This window comes from Deltaproteobacteria bacterium, assembly GCA_016210045.1.
Classification (GTDB): domain Bacteria; phylum UBA10199; class UBA10199.
Genome location: JACQUX010000027.1, coordinates 19,569 through 42,613 on the forward strand (window position 1 = coordinate 19,569; position 23,045 = coordinate 42,613).

Annotated in this window: 22 protein-coding genes and 1 tRNA gene; 17 read left to right on the forward strand and 6 right to left on the reverse strand. The window is 61.1% G+C overall.

The genetic code is table 11. The annotated features are described in order from the left end of the window. Positions 1 to 84: 84 nt before the first annotated feature. Positions 85 to 309 carry a 50S ribosomal protein L31 gene (gene rpmE / locus HY696_09015; protein MBI4238538.1) on the reverse strand — a complete coding sequence of 75 codons (225 nt, stop codon included), beginning with the start codon at positions 307 to 309 and terminating at the stop codon, positions 85 to 87. A gap of 68 nt (positions 310 to 377) precedes the next feature. Continuing rightward, on the reverse strand, positions 378 to 728 hold the full coding sequence (locus HY696_09020) for a hypothetical protein (protein MBI4238539.1): 351 nt from the start codon (positions 726 to 728) through the stop codon (positions 378 to 380). A gap of 420 nt (positions 729 to 1,148) precedes the next feature. On the opposite strand from HY696_09020, the gene HY696_09025 reads away from it, so the two are divergent. The 13 genes from HY696_09025 to HY696_09085 all read left to right on the forward strand — a co-directional run bounded on the left by HY696_09025 (position 1,149) and on the right by HY696_09085 (position 14,515). Then, on the forward strand, positions 1,149 to 2,870 hold the full coding sequence (locus tag HY696_09025) for a DUF11 domain-containing protein (protein MBI4238540.1): 1,722 nt from the start codon (positions 1,149 to 1,151) through the stop codon (positions 2,868 to 2,870). A 46-nt stretch (positions 2,871 to 2,916) separates the two neighbouring features. Continuing rightward, entirely contained in the window at positions 2,917 to 4,569 is a 1,653-nt protein-coding gene (gene hutU / locus HY696_09030) for a urocanate hydratase (protein MBI4238541.1), read from the forward strand. Beyond that, on the forward strand, positions 4,563 to 5,789 hold the full coding sequence (locus HY696_09035) for an imidazolonepropionase (GenBank protein ID MBI4238542.1): 1,227 nt from the start codon (positions 4,563 to 4,565) through the stop codon (positions 5,787 to 5,789). The genes hutU and HY696_09035 overlap by 7 nt, the downstream gene beginning before the upstream one ends. Before the next feature lie 52 nt (positions 5,790 to 5,841). Beyond that, positions 5,842 to 6,777, forward strand: a complete 936-nt coding sequence (locus HY696_09040; protein ID MBI4238543.1) for a formimidoylglutamase — start codon at positions 5,842 to 5,844, stop codon at positions 6,775 to 6,777. Then, the gene (locus HY696_09045; protein MBI4238544.1) at positions 6,777 to 7,556 is read left to right on the forward strand and encodes a hypothetical protein; all 780 of its coding nucleotides are present in this window, start codon (positions 6,777 to 6,779) and stop codon (positions 7,554 to 7,556) included. The genes HY696_09040 and HY696_09045 overlap by 1 nt, the downstream gene beginning before the upstream one ends. Before the next feature lie 10 nt (positions 7,557 to 7,566). Further along, positions 7,567 to 8,643: a histidinol-phosphate transaminase gene (locus HY696_09050; GenBank protein MBI4238545.1), complete on the forward strand. Its 1,077-nt coding sequence runs from the start codon at positions 7,567 to 7,569 to the stop codon at positions 8,641 to 8,643. Next, a complete protein-coding gene (locus HY696_09055) occupies positions 8,643 to 8,981 on the forward strand; it encodes a DUF4286 family protein (GenBank protein ID MBI4238546.1) in 339 nt (112 codons plus the stop codon). Before HY696_09050 ends, HY696_09055 begins: the two co-directional genes overlap by 1 nt. Positions 8,982 to 9,017: 36 nt before the next feature. Continuing rightward, positions 9,018 to 9,093: transfer RNA gene (locus HY696_09060), tRNA-Ala, on the forward strand. 380 nt (positions 9,094 to 9,473) lie between these two features. Next, a complete protein-coding gene (locus HY696_09065; protein ID MBI4238547.1) occupies positions 9,474 to 10,100 on the forward strand; it encodes a LysE family transporter in 627 nt (208 codons plus the stop codon). A gap of 5 nt (positions 10,101 to 10,105) precedes the next feature. After that, a complete protein-coding gene (gene pabB, locus HY696_09070) occupies positions 10,106 to 11,554 on the forward strand; it encodes an aminodeoxychorismate synthase component I (protein MBI4238548.1) in 1,449 nt (482 codons plus the stop codon). After that, entirely contained in the window at positions 11,551 to 13,815 is a 2,265-nt protein-coding gene (locus HY696_09075) for an aconitate hydratase (protein MBI4238549.1), read from the forward strand. The genes pabB and HY696_09075 overlap by 4 nt, the downstream gene beginning before the upstream one ends. A gap of 59 nt (positions 13,816 to 13,874) precedes the next feature. Further along, positions 13,875 to 14,120, forward strand: coding sequence for a hypothetical protein (locus tag HY696_09080; GenBank protein ID MBI4238550.1), 246 nt, complete (start codon positions 13,875 to 13,877; stop codon positions 14,118 to 14,120). Beyond that, positions 14,117 to 14,515 (forward strand): type II toxin-antitoxin system VapC family toxin, encoded by a 399-nt coding sequence (locus HY696_09085; GenBank protein MBI4238551.1) that lies wholly within the window; start codon positions 14,117 to 14,119, stop codon positions 14,513 to 14,515. Before HY696_09080 ends, HY696_09085 begins: the two co-directional genes overlap by 4 nt. 32 nt (positions 14,516 to 14,547) lie before the next feature. Here the strand turns inward: HY696_09085 and HY696_09090 are convergent, their stop codons facing one another. Then, on the reverse strand, positions 14,548 to 14,820 hold the full coding sequence (locus tag HY696_09090) for an acylphosphatase (GenBank protein ID MBI4238552.1): 273 nt from the start codon (positions 14,818 to 14,820) through the stop codon (positions 14,548 to 14,550). A 76-nt stretch (positions 14,821 to 14,896) separates the two neighbouring features. Here HY696_09090 and HY696_09095 point away from each other — a divergent pair, with 76 nt between their 5' ends. The 4 genes from HY696_09095 to HY696_09110 all read left to right on the forward strand — a co-directional run bounded on the left by HY696_09095 (position 14,897) and on the right by HY696_09110 (position 21,033). Further along, positions 14,897 to 15,874: an alpha-L-glutamate ligase gene (locus HY696_09095; GenBank protein MBI4238553.1), complete on the forward strand. Its 978-nt coding sequence runs from the start codon at positions 14,897 to 14,899 to the stop codon at positions 15,872 to 15,874. Then, positions 15,846 to 16,301 carry a Holliday junction resolvase RuvX gene (ruvX, locus tag HY696_09100; GenBank protein ID MBI4238554.1) on the forward strand — a complete coding sequence of 152 codons (456 nt, stop codon included), beginning with the start codon at positions 15,846 to 15,848 and terminating at the stop codon, positions 16,299 to 16,301. The genes HY696_09095 and ruvX overlap by 29 nt, the downstream gene beginning before the upstream one ends. After that, positions 16,280 to 17,308 (forward strand): endolytic transglycosylase MltG, encoded by a 1,029-nt coding sequence (mltG, locus tag HY696_09105; protein ID MBI4238555.1) that lies wholly within the window; start codon positions 16,280 to 16,282, stop codon positions 17,306 to 17,308. The genes ruvX and mltG overlap by 22 nt, the downstream gene beginning before the upstream one ends. A gap of 152 nt (positions 17,309 to 17,460) precedes the next feature. After that, positions 17,461 to 21,033, forward strand: a complete 3,573-nt coding sequence (locus HY696_09110) for a DUF4215 domain-containing protein (protein MBI4238556.1) — start codon at positions 17,461 to 17,463, stop codon at positions 21,031 to 21,033. Positions 21,034 to 21,083: 50 nt separating this feature from the next. On the opposite strand, the gene HY696_09115 is transcribed toward HY696_09110, so the two are convergent. From HY696_09115 to HY696_09125, 3 genes are read right to left on the reverse strand one after another with little or no spacing between them, the layout of a single operon-like run. Then, the gene (locus HY696_09115) at positions 21,084 to 21,521 is read right to left on the reverse strand and encodes a DUF86 domain-containing protein (GenBank protein MBI4238557.1); all 438 of its coding nucleotides are present in this window, start codon (positions 21,519 to 21,521) and stop codon (positions 21,084 to 21,086) included. Further along, positions 21,514 to 21,951 carry a nucleotidyltransferase domain-containing protein gene (locus tag HY696_09120; GenBank protein MBI4238558.1) on the reverse strand — a complete coding sequence of 146 codons (438 nt, stop codon included), beginning with the start codon at positions 21,949 to 21,951 and terminating at the stop codon, positions 21,514 to 21,516. Before HY696_09120 ends, HY696_09115 begins: the two co-directional genes overlap by 8 nt. Beyond that, on the reverse strand, positions 21,948 to 22,883 hold the full coding sequence (locus HY696_09125; GenBank protein MBI4238559.1) for an FAD:protein FMN transferase: 936 nt from the start codon (positions 22,881 to 22,883) through the stop codon (positions 21,948 to 21,950). The genes HY696_09120 and HY696_09125 overlap by 4 nt, the downstream gene beginning before the upstream one ends. Positions 22,884 to 23,045: the final 162 nt, after the last annotated feature.

Below are 23,045 nucleotides of genomic sequence, written 5' to 3' on the forward strand. Positions count from 1 at the left end.
CCACTGTGATTGCTCACAGTGGGTGTGGTTCCTACCACTATCAGTTGGGGAACTGAGGGGAACAATGGCAGGTCCACAAATGGTTTACGATGCAGCCGCCGCCTTTTCGAATTTTGCGTACTTCTTACGGAACTTGTCGATCTTGCCCGCAGTATCGACGAACTTTTGCTTCCCGGTAAAAAACGGATGGCAGTTCGAACAAATTTCGATCGCATAGCTTTGCGTCAGCGTGCTTTGGCTCTCGATCACGTGCCCACACGCGCAGCTGATCTTGATCTGGTGTAACTTGGGATGGATTTTCTCTTTCACGGTCCGGCTCCTTTATCGCTGTAAATTCGGGGTGGGGCCTAGCATGGGGTAGGGGCGGGGGCAAGCGCTTACTTTTTGCTCAGGATCGAATTGAGCCACGCGACGCGGTCGTCGTCGCTGCTGAAAAGACCGGGGGTCTTGGCTTTGGTGTCGGCTAATGCTTGCAGGCCGGTCTTGGTCGTGCCCTGGGCAAAGCTGGCGTTGGCCGCGAATTCCGGGCCGCGCTTGTCCCCATTACGACTGAATATGCCAAGTAATTTAGATGACTTGCTCGCGGTCTGCTGCTGGGGTGCCGGGGCGGCCTGGCCTAACAACCGTTGCCGTTCGCCGAGACTCTGCCCCACCCGAGGTCCGCCCAAATTGCCGGGACCGGCGACAAATTGTGTCTGTCGGAACTGTGTCGAATGCTTTACGCTCATGGAGCCCCCAGCCAGTGAGAAACCGTGTTCATCGCCCTCGTCCCCTCGGAAAAGAGCAAAAGGTCTGCCAACCTGCTGCGACGCAAGCCGATGAAATGGCTTGGGATAATTTGCTCCGTCTGGCCGTGGGTGCGGTGCTGAGTCGCCAGGGAGGGGGGGAAGGGTGACTGGTGGCTAGTGGCTGGTGACTGGGCAAAGGGACTCACTTGGTCCGATCCCCAGTCACTAGCCACCAATCACCAGTCACTTCCCGACGTAACTTGTGGCACTCAATTTGCCGATACCGTACAATGAGGGCGCTTGAGGAAAGTCAAAATGCAAAAGGCAAAATGCAAAGTGCAAAATGATGTGGTCCGCAATTTTGCCTTTTGCATTTTGATTATTGCCTTTTGCATTCCCCTCGCCGCCTGTTCCCCCTCCGTGTCCGGCTTCGTCTACTACGATCAAGACCAAGATGGGCAAGTCGATGACGAGACCTTTGGCGTGCCCAATGCCCCGGTCGAACTCTATTTGATCGCGGCCGATACCGACTCCAATACTGGAAGCAGCAATACATCGACTGCGAAATCTGCCACGCCGCGTGCGGCGCTCGATGCCGAGTCGACGTTGCTCGGCAAGTCCGCGCAGCCGTCGACGGCCAAGGCGACGCCGACGGCTCCAGCCGCGGATCCGGCCGCGTCGTCGACTGAAACGCCGGACGATCCCAGCACTCCTCCCGCAGATCCGTACGCGGCGCCCAGTACACCTGCGGAACCGGAGACCCCCGCCGTGCCAAGCGAACCCACGCCCCCGGCAGCGGATGCGACTGCCACGCCGGCCCCGCGCGGCAAGTTTGTCGCCAGTATGCACACCGATAAGCGCGGAAGTTTTTCGTTCGGAGGGCTGGAGCCGGGCGAATACGAAGTGCGGATCGGGTCCGACTATGGTCCATTAAAAGAGGGATATCGAGTAACGACCGGTGGGGCGGCGATGCCGGTCAAGGCCGGATATCTCGGCGCGCATGTCGAAGTCGGGATGTATCGTCCGGGATTGAACTTGCTCACGAAGAATTGTCCCGACAAGATTGTGGCTGGGGAAAAACGACTCTGCGAAGTGATGTATCGCAACGACGCGCCGACGCCGCTGGATCATCCGATCATTACCGTGACGTTGCCGCAAGAAATCGATGTCGTGGCGCACGACAACGGCGTCTACATTGCGCAGACGCATCAAGTGCAATGGGTGTGGCCGAGCATTGCGCCGGGACAGATCGTCCCCGCTGGATTCGTGATCATTCCGCGGCCGCAGTCGGCGCGCGAAGTCGAGCTGCGCTTCGAATGGAAACTGCAGAGCCTGACCGATCCGCAAGAGACGTTAGTGACTGCGATTGAAACGAGCATTAGTGCCGAACCACGCTTGCAGTTGCAAGTCGCGGGACCGAAGTCGGCGTTGCCGGGCAAGTCGGTCCAATATGAAGTCGCGTATGTGAACCAAGGCGCGCTCCAATTGAACGACGCCGCATTGACCGTCACGCTCCCGGCCGAGATTACGCATGCCGCGACGACCGACGGCACATGGGCCGTGGAGAGCCATGAACTCCGTTGGTCGCTCGGGACCATTCCGCTCGGTGGGCAAGGGGCGCGTTATTTCACGATCGAGACGCCGGCCGTGGTGGCCAAAGAGACGAAGCTGATTTTCCGCGCCGGACTGAAGGCGAACGGCTTAGCGGATGGCGTCCAGACCAACGAATTCCTCACTGCGTTGCAGCCCAACATGGAAGTCTTGCTGACCGCGTCGCCGTCGCCGCAAGCCGTCGTGATCGACAAGACGGGGCACGAAGATCTGGTGACTTGGACGGTGACGGTGAAGCAGTCCGGAGAGAAGGAATTGAAAGGCGTGAAGCTGGTTGCGACGTTGGACCCGAACCTGAGTCTTCAAACGATCACGCACGACGGGTCGTTCGTCGGCGATGCGCAGCAAGTGGTGTGGGAACTGGGGAGCGTCGCGGGCGGCGGCGAAGTGACGGTGACCGTCAGCGCCGAACCGAGCGATGCCTTGACCGCGATGTTGAACACGCTGAAGATGTCCTTCGAACTCAGCGCCGACGCATTGGACCCGATCACGAAATCCGCCGATATCCAGGCCAAGTTCGAATCCAACTGACAACTACCGATTGACCTTGTCGGACCCATTCGCTATGCGCGCGGGCATGGCTCGAACGGTGCGTGCGGCGCGTGGGAGTACGCGGAGTTGTCGCGGTTGGGTGCAAGAGGCCGCGCTGCGGATGTTGATGAACAATCTCGATCCGGAGGTGGCGGAACGGCCGCAGGACCTCGTGGTGTATGGGGGGCGCGGCAAGGCGGCGCGCGATTGGGGCTGTTTCGATCGCATCGTGTCGTGTCTGCAACAACTCCGCGACGACGAAACGTTGTTGGTCCAGTCCGGCAAGCCGGTCGGGATCTGCGCCACACATCCGGATGCGCCGCGTGTCTTAATCGCCAACAGCAATTTAGTCGGGCATTGGGCCACGTGGGAACACTTTAATGCGCTAGAGCGTCAAGGCCTCATGATGTACGGCCAAATGACGGCCGGATCGTGGATCTATATCGGGACGCAGGGGATCGTCCAAGGCACCTATCAAACGTTTGCCGCAGCCGGCGAGCGACATTACGGCGGTAGTTGGGCCGGGCGGTGGGTCTTGTCGGCGGGCTTAGGCGGAATGGGCGGGGCCCAGCCGTTGGCGGCCACGATGGCCGGTGCGAGTTTCCTCGGCGTCGAGGTCGATCCGACCCGTCTCCAGCGGCGGCTCGAAACCGGTTACCTCGACGAGGTCGCGGATTCGTTGGACGATGCGTTGCGCGCGCTCGAGCGGGCGAACGCGACGCAGACGCCGCGTTCCATCGGCGTTTGCGGCAATGCCGCAGACCTCTTTCCTGAACTGGTTCGCCGGGGCGTGCGGCCGGACTTCGTGACCGACCAGACCTCGGCGCACGACTTGTTGCACGGCTATATTCCGAATCGAATGAGTCTGGCGGAAGCGCTCGCACTGCGCGCGGCGGATCCGGTGCGCTATGAACAGGAGGCGCTGCGCGCGGTGGCGGAACACGTTGCTGCGATGTTGGCGTTTCATCACGCCGGCGTGCCGACCGTCGATTACGGCAACAACATTCGGGCGCAAGCTGTGCTGGCCGGTGTGACCGACGCGTTTGCATTTCCGGGATTCGTGCCGGCGTATATCCGACCGCTGTTTTGCGAAGGTCTCGGACCGTTTCGTTTTGTCGCGTTGTCCGGAGATCCGGCCGAGATCGCGCTGATCGATCAGGAACTGTTGCGACTCTTCCCGGAAGATCGGATGTTGACGCGGTGGTTGGCGTTGGCCGGGCGACATATTCGTTTCCAAGGCCTGCCGGCGCGGATCTGTTGGCTTGGCTACGGCGCACGGGCCAAGGCCGGGCTGTTGTTCAATGAATTGGTGCGCACGGGGCGCGTGACGGCGCCGATCGTGATCGGGCGCGATCATCTCGACTGCGGCTCGGTCGCGTCGCCGTATCGCGAAACCGAAGCGATGCGCGACGGCAGCGACGCGGTGGCCGATTGGCCGATCCTGAACGCGTTAGTGAATGCGGTCAACGGTGCGAGTTGGGTGTCATTTCATCACGGCGGCGGCGTCGGGATCGGCTACAGTCTGCATGCGGGACAAGTGATCGTCGCGGACGGCACGGCCGAAGCCGCGCGGCGTATCGAACGAGTGCTCACTTCCGATCCCGCACTCGGCGTGATGCGCCACGTAGATGCCGGGTATGAAGATGCGGTGGTCGTGGCGGAAAAACGCAACGTGAAAATTCCAGGAGTCACATGCTGATTACAAATATTGGCCGTTTAGTCACGATGCTGTCCGGTCCAGGCCGCGAAGGACCGATTGGCGTGATTCTGAGGGCTGCAGTGGTGTTGCGCGGCGATCGGATCGAATGGGTCGGGCCGGAAGCGGAACTGCCGCGTGACGCGGAGCATCTGCGTTCCACGGCGATCGACGCGGGCGGACGGGCGGTGCTCCCCGGTCTGGTCGATTCGCATACCCATCTGATTTTCGCCGGATCACGTGCTACGGAATTCGTGCAACGGGCTCGCGGGGTATCGTATCAAGCGATCGCGGAGGCGGGCGGGGGAATTCTCTCCACGGTGGCAGCGACGCGCGCGGCGACCGAAGAACAACTCTTCGAGCTGGGACGCGCGCGCGTGGCCGAGGCGATGCGGCATGGCACGACAACGCTGGAGATCAAGAGCGGCTACGGGCTGGATCTTGCCACCGAATTGAAAATTCTGCGCGTCGTGCGCCAACTGCAAGTCGACACGCCAATTCAACTAGTGCCGACCTTCATGGGGGCGCACACGGTGCCGGCAGAATGGCGGACGGATCGCGCGCGCTATTTGGCGTTGCTCTGCGAAGAAATGTTGCCGGCCGTGGCGGAGGCGAAGTTGGCGGTTTTTTGCGACATCTTTGTCGAAGCGGGCGCATTCACGCCCGCCGAGGCGCGGACCATTGCCGCGGCTGCCGCGCGGGCGGGGCTCGGGCTGAAATTGCATGTCGATCAATTTCATGATGGGCACGGTGGTGCACTGGCTGCGGAACTCGGCGCTGTGAGTGCCGACCACTTGGAATACGTGAACGCCGAGGGGATGGCGGCGATGGCGCAGGCCGGAGTCGTGGCGGGCATTCTCCCCGGCGCAACTATTATTGCGAATCCCCACCAACACCCGCCGGTCGCGGCGTTGCGGGAGGCTGGAGTTCCGATGGCGATCGCGACTGATTTTAATCCCGGGACCTCGCCGACGCTCGATCTCCCACTGTGCGGGACGATCGCGGTGACGTTGCTCGGACTCGATCCCGATCTTGTATTGTTGGGGATGACGCGCGTCGGGGCCCAGGCCCTCAAACTGGCGGAGCACGTGGGGACGATCGAGCCGGGTCGCCGCGCCGATCTCCTGATCCTGCGCGGCGAGAGCGAATACGATCCGCTGTATCGGTTCGGCGCCGATCCGGTGCGGACGATGATTTGCGGTGGCGATGTGGTTGGGGAGTGAAAAGTGCGTATGTGCGTACGTTCGTAGGTGCGTACGTCTGAGGGGGAGCGCAGTGATTCCAGTGGATCCGCTGAGCTTTGTACCGGTCACGCGCGGAGACGATCCGCGGCTGGGAGAATCGGCGCGCTTTCTGGTCGACCGCCACGCGTGTCGACCGGGGGACGTCGTGCTGATCGGGGTGCCGGATGAGCGCGGCATTGTCGTGAATCACGGCCGGCCCGGGGCCAAGGCCGGCCCGCATGCGTTTCGCACTGCGTTCTATCGTCTCCCCGGCAGTTGGCCGTTGTGGGACGCCGGCGACGTGGAGTTAACCGCGTCGAATCGCACGATGCACGACCAATTGGCGACGCTCGTGGCCACGGTGGTGCGACAAGGGGCGTTGCCTATCGTGATCGGCGGCGGACACGACGCCACGTTCGGCGGGATGAAAGGTGTGGTCCAGGCCGTCGGCACGGCCGGTATCATGAATATTGATGCCCATCTCGATCTGCGGCCGGCGGAGCCGCACGGCGATGTCGGGTCGGGGAGCGCGTATCGGCGCTTGATTGAAGACGGCGTGTTGCGCGGTGAACAGCTCGTGGAATGGGGCTATCAACCGCATGCCGTCAGCCAGACGCATCTGCAATGGGCCAAGTTGCATGGCGTGCGACTCTGGAGTTATCCGGAAATTTGCGCCGACGATCCCGCTCGCTGCTTTGCGTCGCTGCTGACCGATCTCGCCGCACGTCATGGGCATGCGGCCGTGTCGCTCGACCTCGACGCGATCGTCTCCCCGGCCGCGCCCGGCGTCAGTGCGCCGGCGCCGTTCGGATTTGCTGCGGAAGCCATCTTGGCCTGTTTGCAACTGGCTGCGCAACAGCCGCAATGGTGTTATCTGGATGTGATGGAGCTGAGTCCTCCACATGACGAACAAGGTCGGACCGCGCGCCTCGCGGCCGTGTTGGTCTGGCATGTGCTGCGCGTCCGCGCGGAAGGGGTGGTGATCTAATGCGTCGTACACTCTGCTGGTCGCTCGTGCTTGGTCTCTCGATCGCGCCGTTAGAATTCAGCTGGGCCGAGGACTCCAAGCTCGAACGCGTCGAATCGAAGGTCAGTACTTCGTCGTCATCATCGTCGTCTTCGTCCTCGTCCTCCTCGAATACCCATACGCACTATCACGGCAGCTATGGTTGCGGCTCGTTTCTCGAATGCGTGTTGTGGCTCTTTCTGAATGATTTGTTCAGCGGCGTCGGCAGCGACGTCCCGATGGCCGAGCGCTACAGCATGCTCAAGCGCGAATATCATCCCGCGCTCCCGACAGCCCGCGTCGAGGGCGCCTATCACAAGGTGATCGGCGACGACGTGCAAGGGTATCACTTGAACGCGACGCTCGGATACCTTTCGGTCGGCGCCGATATCGACTGGGTGCATTATTTAGAGACGAGTCCGGCTACGCAGCTCAAAGTGATCAGTCCGCACTTTTTGTACCGCATGACGTTCGGCGGCATTGTCCAAGTGGATATTGCGCTCGGGGCGAAGATCCTGCGCGGTCGCCAGACCAACGCGGGTTTCGAGTTCGGACTGCCGATTTATCTCTTCCTCGGTAAACACTGCATCATCGATTTGAAGACGTATGCCTCGACGATCAATCAGGTGCGGATCGGCGATTTCAGCGGCGGCATATCGGGGAAGTGGAAATTGGGTGGGATCCGCGCCGGGTATCGCTTACTGAATGTCGGCGGCGAAAAGATGCACGGCCCGGAAGTCGGGATGTTTGTGCAATTTTAGAGAGCTGCTGATGAAAACACCGGCGTACATCGACGTACTCTCCGCGTATGAGCCGGGCAAGCCGATCTCGGTATTGCAGCGTGAGACGGGCGTTGCCGACATCGTAAAGTTGGCGTCGAACGAAAATCCGTTAGGCCCGTCACCGAAGGCCATGGCCGCGATGCAGCGCGCGTTGCCTGCATTGCATCGCTATCCTGACGACGGATTCGCCCTGAAGCAGGCATTGGCTGCGCATTACGGCGTACCGCCGGACGAGATTGTTCTTGGGAGTGGCTCGGACAGTCTGATGTTGGCGATCGTGCGCGCGTTCGTGAGCGAAGGCGGCGAGGTTGTGACGTCGCAGTGGTCATTTGCGCAATATTATTTGATGCCGCAGTCGCGGGGCGCCGTGGTGCGGGCCGCGCCGATGCACGACTATCGTTACGACTTGGCGGCCGTCGCCGCGCTCGTGACCGATCGGACGCAACTGATTTTTCTGGCGAACCCGAACAATCCAACCGGCACAATGTACACCCGTGCCGAGTGGGCGGCATTTTACGCGCGGATTCCGCCGCAGATCCCGATCGTTTGCGACGAGGCCTACGCCGAATTCGTGCAGGGCGATCCGGAGTGGCCCGATTCGTTGCGGGAGCGGCACGACAACGTCATTACGTTGCGCACGTTCTCGAAGGCGTATGGCCTGGCCGGACTGCGACTTGGATTTGCGATCGCCACGCCGGCAGTGGCGCACACGCTGCACAAAGTGAAACTCCCGTTCGAGCCGTCGGGGTTGGCGTTAGTCGCCGGCACTGCGGCACTCGAAGATCAAGCGTTTGTCCGCGAGTATGTGACATTAGTGCGCGAGGAGCGGGCGTGGGTGACGGCGCAGTTACAGCGTCTCGGGATCGCCGTCGTCCCCAGTGTCGCTAATTTTGTCTTGGTCCACTTTCCTACAGTCGCGGATGCCGCGCGGATCCATGGTGCATTGGAGGCGCGCGGCATCATCGTCCGCCCGCTCGCCGCCGCCGGCCTGCCGCAGGCGCTGCGGATCACGATCGGTCGCCCGGACGAAAATCGCCGCCTGATGGCGGCGCTGGAGGTAAGTTGATGGGACACGTCATATATAATGTTGCGCTGATCCTGGAGCCGAGCGTTGAACATGAATGGCGGGAATGGATGCTCGCCGTGCATATCCCGGAAGTCTTGCGGGTTCCGGGTTTTCTGGATGCCACGATGTATCGGCAAGAGGTCGTGGGGGTCCCAGCGGCGCGGCCGCAATACGTGAATAGTTACCGCGTGCAGTCTCGGGAGGCCCTGCAAGCCTATTGCGACGGCGCCGAGGCAAAACGCCTCCGTGCCGAGCATGAAGCGCGTTTCGGGGACCGCGTGACCGCGCTGCGGACCGTATGGAGTGTGGTGCAGACTTATTGTGGAATTGACAAATAGGTAGTGCCCCTTTATTGCGGGCAGCTCATGAGTCATGGGGCGGTAGCTCAGCTGGGAGAGCGCTAGCATGGCATGCTAGAGGCCGAGGGTTCGATCCCCTTCCGCTCCACCATTCGCTCGCGCGGGCAAAGCCCGACGCTCGCTAAAGTCAGGGGGGGAGCTACCGCGCTCCCCCCTGACCACCCCCCATCTGTGGGACGCGATCGCTACCGATGGAAGGGGATCGAAGCTCGCAGCTGCCCGGGTACCCGCGAAAGCGGGTGGGCAGCGAGGGCCGGGGCGGAGACATTCCGCCCGCCGGGCGGAATGATCGGAGCCGATCCCCTTCCGCTCCACATTACATTCGGGGGGCCTGCACGGCGAGTATGGTGACTACTCGTGCCATTACAATTAGGCTCGCCGTACAATGCCCCCCGAACCCCCGCGTGCCGGACAGGCTAAGCCTGTTCCGGCACTTTGATCCTCTGCCCACCCGCTCTAGGGACACTGACGATGTATCTGGCAGAATTTCTCACGGTAGTCGTAGTCCACTTATTGGCGGTGATGAGTCCGGGGCCGGATTTTGTGATGATCTGCCGCAATAGCGTGGTGCACTCGCGCCAGGCCGGGGTGTACTCCGCAGTCGGTTTAGGGCTGGGAATTGTGGTCCATGTCACGTATTCGTTGGTCGGCATTGGGTTCGTGATTGCGAAATCCCTGCTGCTGTTTACGTTGTTGAAGTACGTCGGGGCGGCGTATTTGATCTATCTTGGCTACCAATGTCTGCGCGCACCGCTGCTCCAACCGCATCCGCGCGATGGACACGCGCGAGGCGAACTGGGTCAATGGGCCGCGCTGCGGATGGGATTTTTGACCAACGTCCTCAATCCCAAGGCCACCTTGTTTTTCTTCGCGCTGTTCACGCTCGTGATCCATCCGCAGACGCCGAAGGGGATTCAAATACTGTATGGCCTGGAAATGTCCGTGATGACGTTTGTCTGGTTCGCGTTAGTGGCGACGTTGTTGTCCCATCAACGCATCCGCATGCGATTTACTTCGATACAGCATCAGTTGGAACGAGCATTCGGCGTCATCCTTGTGGCGTTGGCCGTGAAAGTGGCGTTGTCAGTGAGGCCGTAGAACCTATGTCGTACACCATTACGCCGCAGCCCTATCGACCGCTGGAAGACGCGTTGCCGGAGGTGGCGCCGTACGTGTTGCTCAAGACCGGCGTGGTCACGCCGCGCGACCGTTGGTCGATCCTCGGCTGGGACCCGTGGTGCTTCTGGATGCCGACTGCTGTCGCCGATCCGCTGCGCGAGCTGGACGCGCTCATTGCCCAAGTTCGCCGGGCCGTGCCACCCACCGACCCTGCACTCCCCATCCCGCTGTTGATGGGCGCCCTCAGCTACGACCTCGGCCGGACCATCGAATCGATTACGGCATCTGCCGACGATCCATGGAAGATGCCACAAGCGATTGCATACGCCTTTCGAAACTATCTGATCGCCGATGAACAGGAACGTCGGATGTGGAGCGTATCTGTCAACCCACGATCAATAGTTCAGAAGCCCTTGCCCCGCTCCGCGGGTGACGCCGGCGGAAGGCCTCCAGACTGGAGCCGCGGAGCGTCAGCAAGGCCGACACTTACGGACCTAGTAGCCGATAGTGAGCAGCGAAGTCTGGAGGGACCCGCCGGCGGCAGGACCCGCCAACTCGAAGCGCAAAGAGCAACGCAAGTGGACGGCGTCGTCATTTCCTCCAACTTCACGCGTCCTGCCTACCTCGCCGCGGTGGCACAAATCCGCGCAATGATCGCCGCCGGGGATTGCTATCAAGTCAACTTGTCCCAACAATGCACGCTGTCGACCGATCGCTCGGCCGCGACCATTTTCCGTGCGGCGCTCCAGGCCAATCCCGCGCCGATGATGGCGTTGATCGACACGGGCGCGTGGCAAATCATCTCGACGTCACCCGAGCGATTGTTGCAAAAAAACGGTGCGACGTTGCTGTCACGCCCGATCAAAGGGACGCGGCCACGCGGCATGGACGCTGTAGCGGATGACCGACTGCGCGCCGCGTTGGCTGCGAGTGCCAAGGATCACGCGGAGCTGGCGATGATCATCGACTTAGTGCGCAACGATTTAGGGCGCGTGGCAAAGGTCGGGAGTGTCGCCGTGCCGGAGCCGTGGGTGATCGAGACGTATGCGAACGTGCACCACCTCGTCGCAAGCGTGACGGCAGAAGCGCAGCCCACAGTCCCATGGAGCGCGCTGTTGCGGGCGGTGTTCCCCGGCGGGTCGATCACGGGATGCCCGAAAGTGCAGGCGATGCGGGTGATCGAACAGCTCGAAGGTGTGCGGCGCGGGTTTTATTGCGGCTCGGTCGGATACATCGACGTGCAGGGGAACGGCGATTGGAATATCGCCATCCGGACGATCACGCTGCAGAACGGCACGGCGGTATTGAATTTAGGCGGCGGAATCGTTTATGACTCCGACCCGGCGACGGAATACGACGAAACGTTACAGAAAGGCGCCACGCTGTTTGCCGCTCTCGGCCGACCGCCGGTGTCCACACAGGGGGACCGATGAATATCGAAACCACACCCGCATTTGTCCGTGCCGTCTATCAGCGACTCGAAACGCGCTTGGCCGCGATTCGCAAGCGCTTGGGGCGGCCGCTCACGTTGGCGGAAAAAATCCTGTATGGCCATTTGGCCGATCCGGAACGGCAAGAAATTGTCCCAAATCAATCGATGTTGGCGCTCCATCCCGATCGTGTGGCGATGCAAGACGCGACGGCGCAGATGGCGCTGCTCCAATTCACGTTGGCGGGCCAAGACGCGACGGCGGTGCCGACCACGGTGCACTGCGACCACCTGATCCGCGCCCAGAGCGGTGCGGGGCCGGATATGGCGATCGCCCTCAAAGAAAATGAAGAAGTGTATCGTTTCCTCGAGACCTGTTCGCAGCGTTACGGTATCGGTTTTTGGGGACCGGGCGCGGGAATCATTCACCAAGTCGTGTTGGAGCAGTATGCGTTTCCGGGCGGCATGATGATAGGGACCGATTCGCATACGCCGAATGCCGGCGGGCTTGGGATGCTCGCGGTCGGCGTGGGCGGCGCGGACGCGGTCGACGCGATGGTCGGGATGCCGTGGGAAGTCTTGTGTCCAAAGTTGATCGGGATCCGTCTGGTCGGCGAACTGAACGGGTGGGCGGCGCCGAAAGATGTCATCCTGAAAGTCTGCGAATTGCTCACGACCAAAGGCGGGACCAATCGGATCATCGAATATTTCGGACCGGGCGCGCATGCGATCAGTTGCACCGGCAAGGCGACGATCACGAATATGGGCGCGGAGCTGGGGGCGACGACCTCGATCTTTGCGTACGACGCGCGGATGCGGACGTATCTGCAAGCGACCGGACGGCAAGAACTCGCCGCATTGGCGGATGCGCACGCCGCACTCTTGGCCGCCGACGCTGCAGTGGAGCAACAGCCGGATCGCTACTTTGACGCCGTCTACGAAATTGATCTCGCGACGCTCGAACCGCATATCGCCGGACCGCATTCGCCCGATGCGGTGCGCCCGATCTCGCGGCTCAAGGCGGATCGGACGGAGCAACAATTGCCGGAGCGCTTCAAAGTCGCGCTGATCGGGAGTTGTACGAACTCATCGTATGAAGACTTGGAGCGCGCGGCCGACGTCGCGCGACAGGCCGCCGCAGCGGGACTCAAGGCCGCGATTCCGCTGATGGTCACCCCCGGTTCGGAACAAGTCTTTCAGACCATTCAGCGCGACGGCCAAATGCAAGCGCTGGAGGCGATCGGGGCCACGGTGTTGGCGAATGCGTGTGGGCCGTGCATCGGCCAGTGGCGGCGCGAGGACGTGGCCAAAGGCGAGACGAACGCCATTTTGACTTCATACAATCGCAATTTTCCGAAACGCAACGACGGCAGCGCCCAGACGTTGGCGTTTGTCGCGAGTCCGGAATTGGTCGTCGCGATGAGCATCAGCGGATCGATGGACTTCGATCCGGTGCGCGACACACTGCCGGGAGCGGCTGGAAAACCATTTCGGTTACGGCCGCCCGCGAAGGCGCCTGAAGTCCCGGCCGGCGGATTTGTCCGTTCACGAGCAGGATACATCGAGCCGAACGCGGAGCGGCAACGAGTCGAAGTGCAAGTGGCGCCCGGGAGCGATCGGTTGCAGCTGCTGACGCCGTTCCCCGCGTGGGATGGGAAGGACTTGGCGCGGCTGCCGGTGTTGTTGAAGGCGAAGGGGAAATGCACCACGGATCATATTTCGCAAGCCGGACCATGGCTTCGCTTCCGTGGGCATTTGGAACATATCAGCGACAACGCGTTCCTCGGCGCGATCAACGCGTTCAGCGGCGAGGCGGGGAAGGGGAAAAACCTGCTGACCGGAGCGACGCAGCCGTTTCCCGAGATCGCGAAGGCGTACAAGGCCGTCGGGGAACGGTGGATAGTGGTCGGCGATGAAAATTACGGCGAGGGGTCCAGTCGCGAACATGCCGCGATGTGCCCGCGTTTCTTAGGCGGCGCGGCCGTGATCGTGCGCAGCTTCGCGCGGATCCACGAGACCAATTTGAAGAAGCAGGGGATGTTGCCGTGCACGTTCGCGAATCCGGCGGATTATGACACCGTCCAGGAGAATGACCGCGCCAGCATCGTCGGGCTGACGGCATTTGCGCCCGGTTCGGCGCTGACGCTCGTGCTCCATCATGCCGACGGCACGGAGACGCGCTGTCCGCTCTGCCACAGTTTTACCGCCGACCAGATCGCGTGGTTCAAGGCTGGCAGTGCGCTGAATGTGTTGCGGGGGAGGTAAAGCACGCGGCATGAAAATGCATATTGCATGCACAATGCATGTGCCTGTATAGTCTTCCTATGCCACATATCCAAATCCGTGATGTTCCCGAGACCTTGCACCGCCGTTTGCGGGCGTTGGCAGAGGAAGAACAGCGCAGTCTAAGTCAACAAGCACTAGTGCTGCTGCGGCAAGGGCTCACACGCGTGCAGGGGGCTCTGGGCAGCCGCCAAGAACTTTTTGAACGCATTCGGCGGCGTCGGGTGCGGTGGGCGGGGCGTCGTCCCAATGTGACACGGCTGGTCCGCGAGGATCGCGAGCGATGAAACTGGTCCTCGATGCCAGTGCGGCGGTGACCTGTGTCCTGCGCACGTCGTCCGCCCGTCGGCTCGACGCCCTATTGGCCGAGGCCGACGCCCTGGTCGTGCCAGATCTGTTTGTCGCCGAGGTCACGAACGCGATCTGGAAGTGTCGGGTCTTCGGATCGTTGGATCCCGCGGTCTGCGAGGCGGCTCTGGACGATGTCTTGCAGTTGCCGACTGAGATCGTCCCCTCCGCCGGCCTGGCCATTGAAGTCTATCACGCCGCCCGCACTACCCGGTGCACGGCGTACGATCTTTTCTACGCCATCCTGGCCCGTCGCTTGAGTGTTCCGCTCCTAACGCTCGATCAAAAATTACGCCGCTACTGCAACTCCGCCGGGATCGAAATCGTTGCGTAGTGCCGTTGGTTTGTTGCACGTCTATTATTTTTTCAGCCCGCAATCCGAAAGTCGCGGAATTCGCCGGTTTCGACGGACCACGTTGGTTCGATCCGGTCGACGCGCGCGTTGGTGGGGCCGCGATAACACGCGGTCAGGAGTTTTTCGAGGGCCGCACGCTCGCCTTCCGCGCACACGGCGACGCTGCCATCCGCGCAATTCCGCACCCAACCGGTGAGCCCGAGTCGCCGCGCCTTGTCGCAGGTATGCGTACGATAGAAGACCCCTTGCACATGGCCGCTGATTTGGAGTTGCAGTCGAGGCACGGCAGGAACGTAGCCTCAGCCGTCCGGCAGTGCAAGAGCCACTTGCATTCTCCGCGCAACATGCGATGACCATCGCATGCGCGCGTATGTCTTGTATGAAAATGCCGACTGGATGCCACCGTTACGGCAGGCGTTAGAAGCGGAAGGAGTCCCGTTCGACGAATGGTTCATCGGGCCTGGGTTTGTCGACTTAGCGGGAGAGCCGCCGCCCGGGGTGTTCCTGAATCGGATGAGTCCGTCGTCGCATACGCGCGGACACGCGGAGAGCATTGCGCTGACAAAACAGATTCTGCACTGGCTGGAGGCATGTGGACGGCGCGTCATTAACGGCACGCGGGCCTTCGCACTGGAAGTGAGTAAAGTGGCGCAGTACACCGCGCTACAGCGCCACGGATTGCGCACTCCGCACACCGTCGCGGTGGCCGGCGGCGTGCCGGCGTTGCGCGCTGCGGTGCGCAACATCGATTGTCCGTTCATCACCAAACATAATTGCGGCGGGAAGGGGCTGGGCGTGCAGTTGTTTCGTTCGTACGAATCCTTCGACGAATATATTACGTCGCCCCGCTTTGTGGAGTCGCCGGACCAAATCACGTTGTTGCAAGAATATGTCGAGCCGCGCGAGCCGTTTATCACGCGTGTGGAACTGGTGGATGGCGCGTTCCAATACGCGATTCAAGTCGACACCAGCCGCGGATTTCAACTCTGTCCGGCCGAGGCGTGTTCGGTCGAAGAGGCCTTCTGTCCCGCCGGCGAGGCCGCTGCGGCGCCGGCCGACACGAGCGGCAATCGCCAAAATCTGTTCCGATTGCGTGAGGGATTCGATCACGCGATCATCGCGCAATACGCGCGCTTCGCGGCGGAGCAGGGGATCGATCTTGCCGGATTCGAATTCATCGAGGCGCAGGACGGCGCGTGCATTACCTACGACATCAACGGTACCACCAACTACTCGCCCGCGGTGGAACAACAACATGGGTTGAGCGGCATGCGCGCGGTGGCGCAATTAGTGAAACGGGAGCTAGCGGATGCGATTACTCGGGCTGGATGTCAGTGAAAAACGGATCGGCGTGGCGATGACGGATCCGCTGGGATGGACGGTGCAACCGATCACGACGTTGCAGCGGCAGCGGTTGGAACTCGACTTGGAAACGATCGTCACCTATGTGCAGGATTACGGGATTCGGCAGATTGTCGTCGGATTGCCGTTGCGCGGCGTGGAAGGGATCGTCGGAGCGCAGGCGGAGAAGGTGCTGGCATTCTGCGAGGCGTTGCGCGGCTATTGCGTGGGGCGTGGCGTGCCGACGGCAGTGTTGCCGTGGGACGAGAGTTTGACCACGCGTGAGGCGCGCGCGTTATTGAAGGCCCAAGGGACGCGGCGAAAACGTCGCAAACAGGCGGAAGACCAACTGGCGGCCGTGCTGATCCTACAGAGCTATTTGGCCGCAGAGCAGGAAAAACTATGCGGATGCTCGGGCGACTGATCTTGCGCTGCTTCGTGCTCGGGATCGTGTTGGCGATCGCGGCCTTTGTGGGACTCGAATATTATTTGAGTCAACACTTTGTGCACTCCACGCGGATCGTGGCCATTCCCGGAGGCACCTCGTTGCGTGGTGTGGCGCGGGCGTTAACGCGGGAACGCGTGATCGATTTCCCCGGACTGTTCGTGCTGTACGGCCGACTGCAGGGCACTTCGCATCTGATGAAGGCCGGGGAATACGAATTTGCCGATGGTCTCACGGCGCGCCAAGTTTACGACAAGCTAGTGCGTGGCGATGTTCGCACCTACGAAGTTCGGATCCCGGAAGGATGGACGCTGCAACAGATCGCATCGTATGTGGCCGCGCAACCGTTCGCGACGAGTCCGAAGTTCGGCGACGAATTCATCGCCGCGTGCCGCGATCCGGCACGGATTGCGAAGCTGGGCATTGTCGCTCACTCGCTCGAAGGGTTTCTTTTTCCCAGCACCTATTACGTCCAGCGTCCGAAGAGTGCGGCCGAGCTGGTTGATCGGCTGACTGTCGAGTTCGAGCGCCAATTCGACGCAGGTCTGCGCGCGCAACTCGCGGCGCGTGGGCTGTCGCTGCTGCAACTGGTCACGCTCGCCTCGATCATCGAGCGGGAGACCGGCGCCGCGGTGGAGCGGCCGTTAGTGAGCGCGGTGTTTCATAATCGGCTGAAGGTCAATATGCCGCTCGCGAGCGATCCGACGGTAATTTACGGATTGCCGAAGTTTGAAGGGAACATCCGGCGCGCCGACTTGGAAAATCCGCATCCGTATAATACGTATATCCACGCCGGGCTCCCCCCCGGCCCGATCGCCAATCCCGGCCGCGCGGCGCTCGAAGCCGCGCTCAATCCGGCCGCGGTCGATTACCTCTTCTTCGTCTCCAAGAACGACGGGACTCACTTCTTCAGCACCAAATACGCCGACCACGCGGCCGCAGTGGACCGCTATCAGCGCCGTCGAGCGGCGCCGTCCGGGCCATAGTCAAAATGCGAATCGGCTTTCATTCTGAGAAAAAACTGAGGAGTGCTGATCGGCCATGTTGAAAGAATCGTAATCATCCTGTAGAGCCACACCGTTTGTTCGAGTGGCGCGATCATTGCTATAGGCAAGTGCAGTCTGGGAAAGGGGTCGCTATGCGCAGGACAATCGGATGGCTAACGGTGCTGGTGGGGTGGCTGTGGGCAGCGCCACTGCTTGCTGCTTCCTTTGCGCCGAAGACGAGCGCCGAATTCGTGGAGGCGATGGAGAGCGCAGTGAAAACTGCGGAAATGGATACCATCACGTTGACTGCCGGAGCGCTCTATCAACTGACGAAGACGGTGGATGTTTATAATGGTGAGATTGCGATTATAGGGAATGGGGCGACGATTGAGCGTCAGATTGGTTCATTGCCGTTTTCGATTTTTAGCGTTGATAAGTACGGGAAATTGGTTCTGAAAGATCTGACGGTGCGGTATGGGGGTACATATGGGATGCTAGCGGGGACTGCGTCAGGGATTTCAGGTGGAGCTGTAACTAGTGATGGATTTCTCCTGCTAGACCAAGTGACCATGACCAAGAACTCCGTGAGTGGGAGTGGAGGCGCAATTTTGAGCTATGGCGTTCTTCATATCACCGGGAGCCAATTCATTGCCAACACGGCAGGGCACAGTGCTGGTGCCATCTACGATACAAGTTGGAGAAACGACCTGTGGGGAGTCGATCTGTCCACGGACATTCAGACCACAGTGTTTCGAGACAATCAAGCCCTCTTCGGCGGAGCCTATTACACGACGAGTAAAATTCCGCGGCACATTACGCAGAGTGTCTTTGAGAATAATGCGGCCACCAGCGGCGGAGCGATGGAGTTGCAGCAGAGTTATGGGACGATCATTGATCGCTGCACATTTAAAGATAACCAGGCGAGTACTGCCGGGGGAGGCGCTATTTACACGGCGTTTTCCCTCCTCGATGTGCGTAATACCACTTTTTTTGGCAACAAGGCACCACAATACTATGGTGGAGGCATCGACGCGCAGGGCGGGCAGTTGCTCTGTACGAACTGCACAGTGGTCGGTAATAGTGCCGGAATTGCTGGTGGTGGAGTGAATGTTTCGAATCAGGGCACGCTCTTTATGAAGAACTCGATCCTGGCCCTGAACGTAGCGCCGCAGGGGCCGCAGTGCGATAGTTTCAAGGTCGTCGAGTCACAAGGCAACAATATCGTCACCGCCGCGGCGGGTTGCCAGGGATTCGGCCCTACCGAGGTCGTTCCGGACGCCGGAGTGAGTAATCAACCGACCACCGGTACCGGTGGGAGTTTCCTCCCCCTCTTGGCCAACAGTCCGGCGATTAATGCCGGCAATCCGTCGTACTGCAGTGCGGTAGATCAATTAGGGCGTCCGCGAGTTGGCAATTGCGATATCGGTGCGGCGGAGGCGGTGTGCGGCGATGCGGTGGCGCAAGCAGCGATCGGCGAGCAATGCGACGACGGAAACCAAAGTGACCTCGATGCATGCCTGCAGTCCTGTGCGCTCGCGAGTTGTGGCGATGGGCTTGTGCAGACCGGTGTGGAAGAATGCGACGACGGGAATCATACCGATGGCGATGGGTGTAGTGCCGCGTGTATCAAAGACGCAGTGAACGCGGTGTGTGGGAACGGCACTGTGGAAGGCGATGAGGCTTGCGACGACGGCAACGAGGATCAGACCGATACGTGTCTGAATACGTGTCATCCGGCCAGTTGCGGGGACGGCTTCGTTTGGGCCGGGCACGAGGGGTGCGATGCGGGCGCGGGGAATAGCAACACCGGGGCCTGTACGCTGCAATGTACGCCAGCCGCGTGTGGGGATGGGTTCATGTTGGCCGGTGTCGAGTTCTGCGATGACGGCAATACGACCAGCGGCGACGGATGCGACGCGAACTGCAAGGCGACTGGGTGTGGCAACGGGATCGTCACGGCCGGTGAAGTCTGCGACGACGGTAACAATGTGAATGGCGATGCTTGTCAGTCCACCTGTAAGTTCCCTGCCTGCGGGGACAATGTTCTCGATGAGGGCGAACAATGCGATGACGGCGATGCCGAAAACGGCGATGGCTGCGATGCTAACTGTACGCCGACGATGTGCGGCAACGGCGCGATCAGTGGGATCGAACAATGCGATGACGGCAATACGATTAGCGGAGATGGCTGCGACAGCAATTGTAGCACTTCGGCCTGCGGTAACGGGCTGGTGGCCGGGACCGAGGCCTGCGACGACGGCAATGCAGTCAATACCGATGCGTGTCTCCCGACCTGCCAAGCGGCCAAGTGCGGCGATAGTTTCGTGCAGACCGGTGTGGAACAGTGCGACGACGGGAACGCGAGCGATGGCGATGGCTGCAGCGCGCTCTGTCTGGTCGAGGCCCCGGCGGTGAGTTGCGGCAATGGGATCCCGCAAGGGGCCGAAGCCTGTGACGACGGGAATCAAGAGAACGGCGATGCGTGTCTGAATACCTGTTTCAATAATACTTGCGGCGATAGTTTCCTGTGGGTCGGTACCGAAGCCTGTGACGACGGCGCAGCGAACGGCGCGACGGCGGCGTGTCTCCCGACCTGCATTCAGGCCACGTGCGGCGACGGCGCGGTTTGGCAGGGACACGAACAGTGCGACGACGCGAACGCAGTCAACACCGACGCGTGCCCGGTGAACTGCCAGACGGCATTCTGCGGCGACGGATTTGTCCTGGTCGGCACGGAAGTCTGTGACGATGGGAACGCGAATAACTACGATGCCTGCTTGAATACTTGCCAAACGGCGAAATGCGGCGACCACGTGGTGCAGATCGGCGTCGAGCAATGCGACGACGGGAACGTGCAGAGCGGCGACGGCTGCAGCGCCACGTGCATGGCCGAGACTCCGGCGGTGTGCGGCAATGGGAACGCGGAGGCCGGCGAGGCGTGCGACGACGGCAACGAGGCCAATACCGATGCGTGCCTGAAGAGTTGTGTGGCAGCGACGTGCGGTGATGGTTTCGTGCAAGCAGGCAAGGAAGTCTGCGACGACGCCAATCTGGCCGATGACGATGCCTGCTTGGCGACGTGTCTACTCGCGGTTTGCGGCGACGGCAAACTCCACCAAGGCGTGGAGCAGTGTGACGACGGCAATACAACCAGCGGCGACGGTTGTAGCGGCGTGTGTGTGACGGAAACTCCGCTCGCGGTCTGCGGCAATGCGAAATTGGAGGCGGGGGAGGGCTGCGACGACGGCAATGACAGCAATACGGATGGGTGTTTGAAAGATTGCCATGTCGCCGCGTGCGGCGATGGGTTCGAACAGAGCGGTGTCGAGGATTGTGACGACAATAATGCGCTGAGCGGCGATGGCTGCGCGGCGAACTGCAAGATCGAAAAGCAGTTGCCGCCCGTGCCGCCACCACCACCACCGCCTCCACCGGCACCTACGCCGACGCCAACTCCAATTGCGCCGGCGCCAGTGGCGCCGACTCCGGAGTCTGCGCCGACGTCTCCGGCAGCAGCGGCGACCCCGGCCACGACGTCGGAACCGGCATCTGCGACGACACCGGAGTCGACACCAGCGACCACTCCGGCGTCGACACCGGCCGTGCCGGAGACGGAGACGGAGACCGAGACGCCCACCACCCCGTCACCCGCGGAAGAGAGTCCCGCGGCCGGTGACGGAGCCTCCGGTGGCGGTTGCAGTTTGATGCTGGATGCCGGGCGATAGCCGTCAGTCGGATGCGAGGTCCTATGCAGTGAGGCTGACGGTCCCGTGCGTCATGGTGCCGATTGGTTTGTGCGCTGCAGATATGCCAGCACTTCTTTGGTCACCAGATCAAAGTCACACAGATGATTGGTGTAGACGTTATACACCTCGACGACGTCGATCTTTTCGTACAGATGCACGATCAAATTGCGGAAGGCCGCCATTTTTTTCATCAGCTCGGCGGTTGTTGTGGATAGGACCGCGGATTCCGCCAAGACGGCAAACGTGTCGCGCGTATCGTTGGGAAGGCGCAGATTGTCGTCGGCAATGATATGTTTTCCGATATCAAGGCAGATCTCGACCATCTCTTGCAATACCTTCTCCACCGCTTTTTCCATATAGGGTTTCGTCTGCAGGTCACTGAGTGACGTGATGCCGTAACCCTGCAGTTCTCGCTTCCGATCCTGCAACAAGGCAATCTTCCGCTGAATGAGCGTTGTATCAACCATGAGGTGTGACTCCGAGTCGCTGTTCGAGGCGCCGAATGAAAAATTGCTGGAGCGGTAAATAATCGAAGTAACGGGTCAAGGTAGTGACCACAAAGTTGCGCGCGGTCGTCGCGTCGCCATAGACGCGACGACCGTGTTTCAGGACTTGAAAGGCGAAGATCGGACTGGCGTCGTTCAAGATGCGGACATCGATCGCGATGGGAACGTGAGCGCGGACCACCGTGCCCACAGTAGTGATCAGGGCGAGGCGCTGTTCGGGGTCCAGGCGAGCGCGGCAGAGGAGCGCCAGATCGAGGTCTCCGTGCGGTCCGTCCGGATGCTTGATCGTAGAGCCGTGTTGATAGGCGAGGACGACATCCGGGCACGATTGAAACGTCTGCGCCCATTGCTCCGGGGTGATGGAGACAGCGATCGGCAGCGGCAGTGTCATAACCCCGGCGACTTGACGAGATTGCCGGCGTTGTCGCGGATGATCGCGCGAACGTGCGGGACGCGGTTGGCCAACGCCAGGCCGGCGTCGGGACCGAGTTGATAAATTGCGGTGGCTAACGCCTGGGCCGTGGCCGCGTCTTTCGCGATCACGGTGGCGCTACGGCACTTGGTCTGCGCGGGTTTGTCGCCGGCCCGTTCGTTCGGTTTCGGTGTCTTTGCGCCGACCGTGACGGTCGCCGTCGAGGCGTTGGAGAAGCTGATCGCCATTCCGCGGCCGGCATAGCGGCCGCTCATGTCGGCGATGACCGTGCGCCACGGGCCGACTAAATCGTTCCCGATGCTGCGCGTGACGTTGCCGACTGAGACCATTGCGTTGTCGATGTTCGCCTTCCAGAGATACGCAACCAACCGATCGGCGAGGAAGCCTTCCACGACCGACGAGACATCGAGCCGCAAATTGGGATTGGCGAATTGGACGGTGTTGGCGCCGCTGCTGAGTTTGATCGCGTCCGAGTTGCCGGTGCCGGTGCTGGCGATATCGAATGCGCCGCCGCTCTGTTGGTGGGCCTTTTTGGCGACTTCGAGCAACGCAATCGTGTCGTCGCTGACCTTCACTGGTTCGCTGCCGGCACGCGCATTGACGCGCGAGATCTCGCTGTTCGGGTCTTGCGCATAGAATTTCTCCGCGACGTTGCGCAATTCGCCGAACGCGACGCTGAAGACTTTGTCGATTTCCTTCTGATGTTTGTGGAGGGCCAACACTGTGGCGCTGACTTTAATGCCGCCCGCGAGGGTGGCGTCTTGGGTGAAGTTGCGGACTTGGTCGGACTGAAAGTGATCGACGCCGCCATCCGCCCCTTCGGCGTGGACGGCGATCGGGAGGAGGCTGAGTGCCGAGAGAGTTGCCAGGATTGCGAATGAACGACGCATAAGTCACCTCGTGGCTTGAAATGCATTTAGGTCGGCCGGCCCAGTTCCCGGGCCGGCACTTCGTCATCATCGGTCCGCCTCCGGCGGACTATACTACTTTGTAGGTCGCAGAACTTAACATGGCATCTATCGATTGCCTAGGGGGAAAATGGAAAAACGCTT

Excerpts from the sequence above, each read along its gene's own strand:
- pabB (MBI4238548.1), top strand. The coding sequence starts at position 10,106 with ATGTCGTACACCATTACGCCGCAGCCCTATCGACCGCTGGAAGACGCG.
- HY696_09075 (MBI4238549.1), top strand. The coding sequence starts at position 11,551 with ATGAATATCGAAACCACACCCGCATTTGTCCGTGCCGTCTATCAGCGA.
- HY696_09020 (MBI4238539.1), bottom strand. The coding sequence starts at position 728 with ATGAGCGTAAAGCATTCGACACAGTTCCGACAGACACAATTTGTCGCC.
- HY696_09085 (MBI4238551.1), top strand. The coding sequence starts at position 14,117 with ATGAAACTGGTCCTCGATGCCAGTGCGGCGGTGACCTGTGTCCTGCGC.
- hutU (MBI4238541.1), top strand. The coding sequence starts at position 2,917 with ATGGCTCGAACGGTGCGTGCGGCGCGTGGGAGTACGCGGAGTTGTCGC.
- HY696_09045 (MBI4238544.1), top strand. The coding sequence starts at position 6,777 with ATGCGTCGTACACTCTGCTGGTCGCTCGTGCTTGGTCTCTCGATCGCG.
- HY696_09035 (MBI4238542.1), top strand. The coding sequence starts at position 4,563 with ATGCTGATTACAAATATTGGCCGTTTAGTCACGATGCTGTCCGGTCCA.
- HY696_09095 (MBI4238553.1), top strand. The coding sequence starts at position 14,897 with ATGCGCGCGTATGTCTTGTATGAAAATGCCGACTGGATGCCACCGTTA.
- HY696_09115 (MBI4238557.1), bottom strand. The coding sequence starts at position 21,521 with ATGGTTGATACAACGCTCATTCAGCGGAAGATTGCCTTGTTGCAGGAT.
- ruvX (MBI4238554.1), top strand. The coding sequence starts at position 15,846 with ATGCGATTACTCGGGCTGGATGTCAGTGAAAAACGGATCGGCGTGGCG.
- HY696_09050 (MBI4238545.1), top strand. The coding sequence starts at position 7,567 with ATGAAAACACCGGCGTACATCGACGTACTCTCCGCGTATGAGCCGGGC.
- HY696_09065 (MBI4238547.1), top strand. The coding sequence starts at position 9,474 with ATGTATCTGGCAGAATTTCTCACGGTAGTCGTAGTCCACTTATTGGCG.
- HY696_09120 (MBI4238558.1), bottom strand. The coding sequence starts at position 21,951 with ATGACACTGCCGCTGCCGATCGCTGTCTCCATCACCCCGGAGCAATGG.
- HY696_09110 (MBI4238556.1), top strand. The coding sequence starts at position 17,461 with ATGCGCAGGACAATCGGATGGCTAACGGTGCTGGTGGGGTGGCTGTGG.
- HY696_09055 (MBI4238546.1), top strand. The coding sequence starts at position 8,643 with ATGGGACACGTCATATATAATGTTGCGCTGATCCTGGAGCCGAGCGTT.
- HY696_09125 (MBI4238559.1), bottom strand. The coding sequence starts at position 22,883 with ATGCGTCGTTCATTCGCAATCCTGGCAACTCTCTCGGCACTCAGCCTC.
- HY696_09080 (MBI4238550.1), top strand. The coding sequence starts at position 13,875 with ATGCCACATATCCAAATCCGTGATGTTCCCGAGACCTTGCACCGCCGT.
- mltG (MBI4238555.1), top strand. The coding sequence starts at position 16,280 with ATGCGGATGCTCGGGCGACTGATCTTGCGCTGCTTCGTGCTCGGGATC.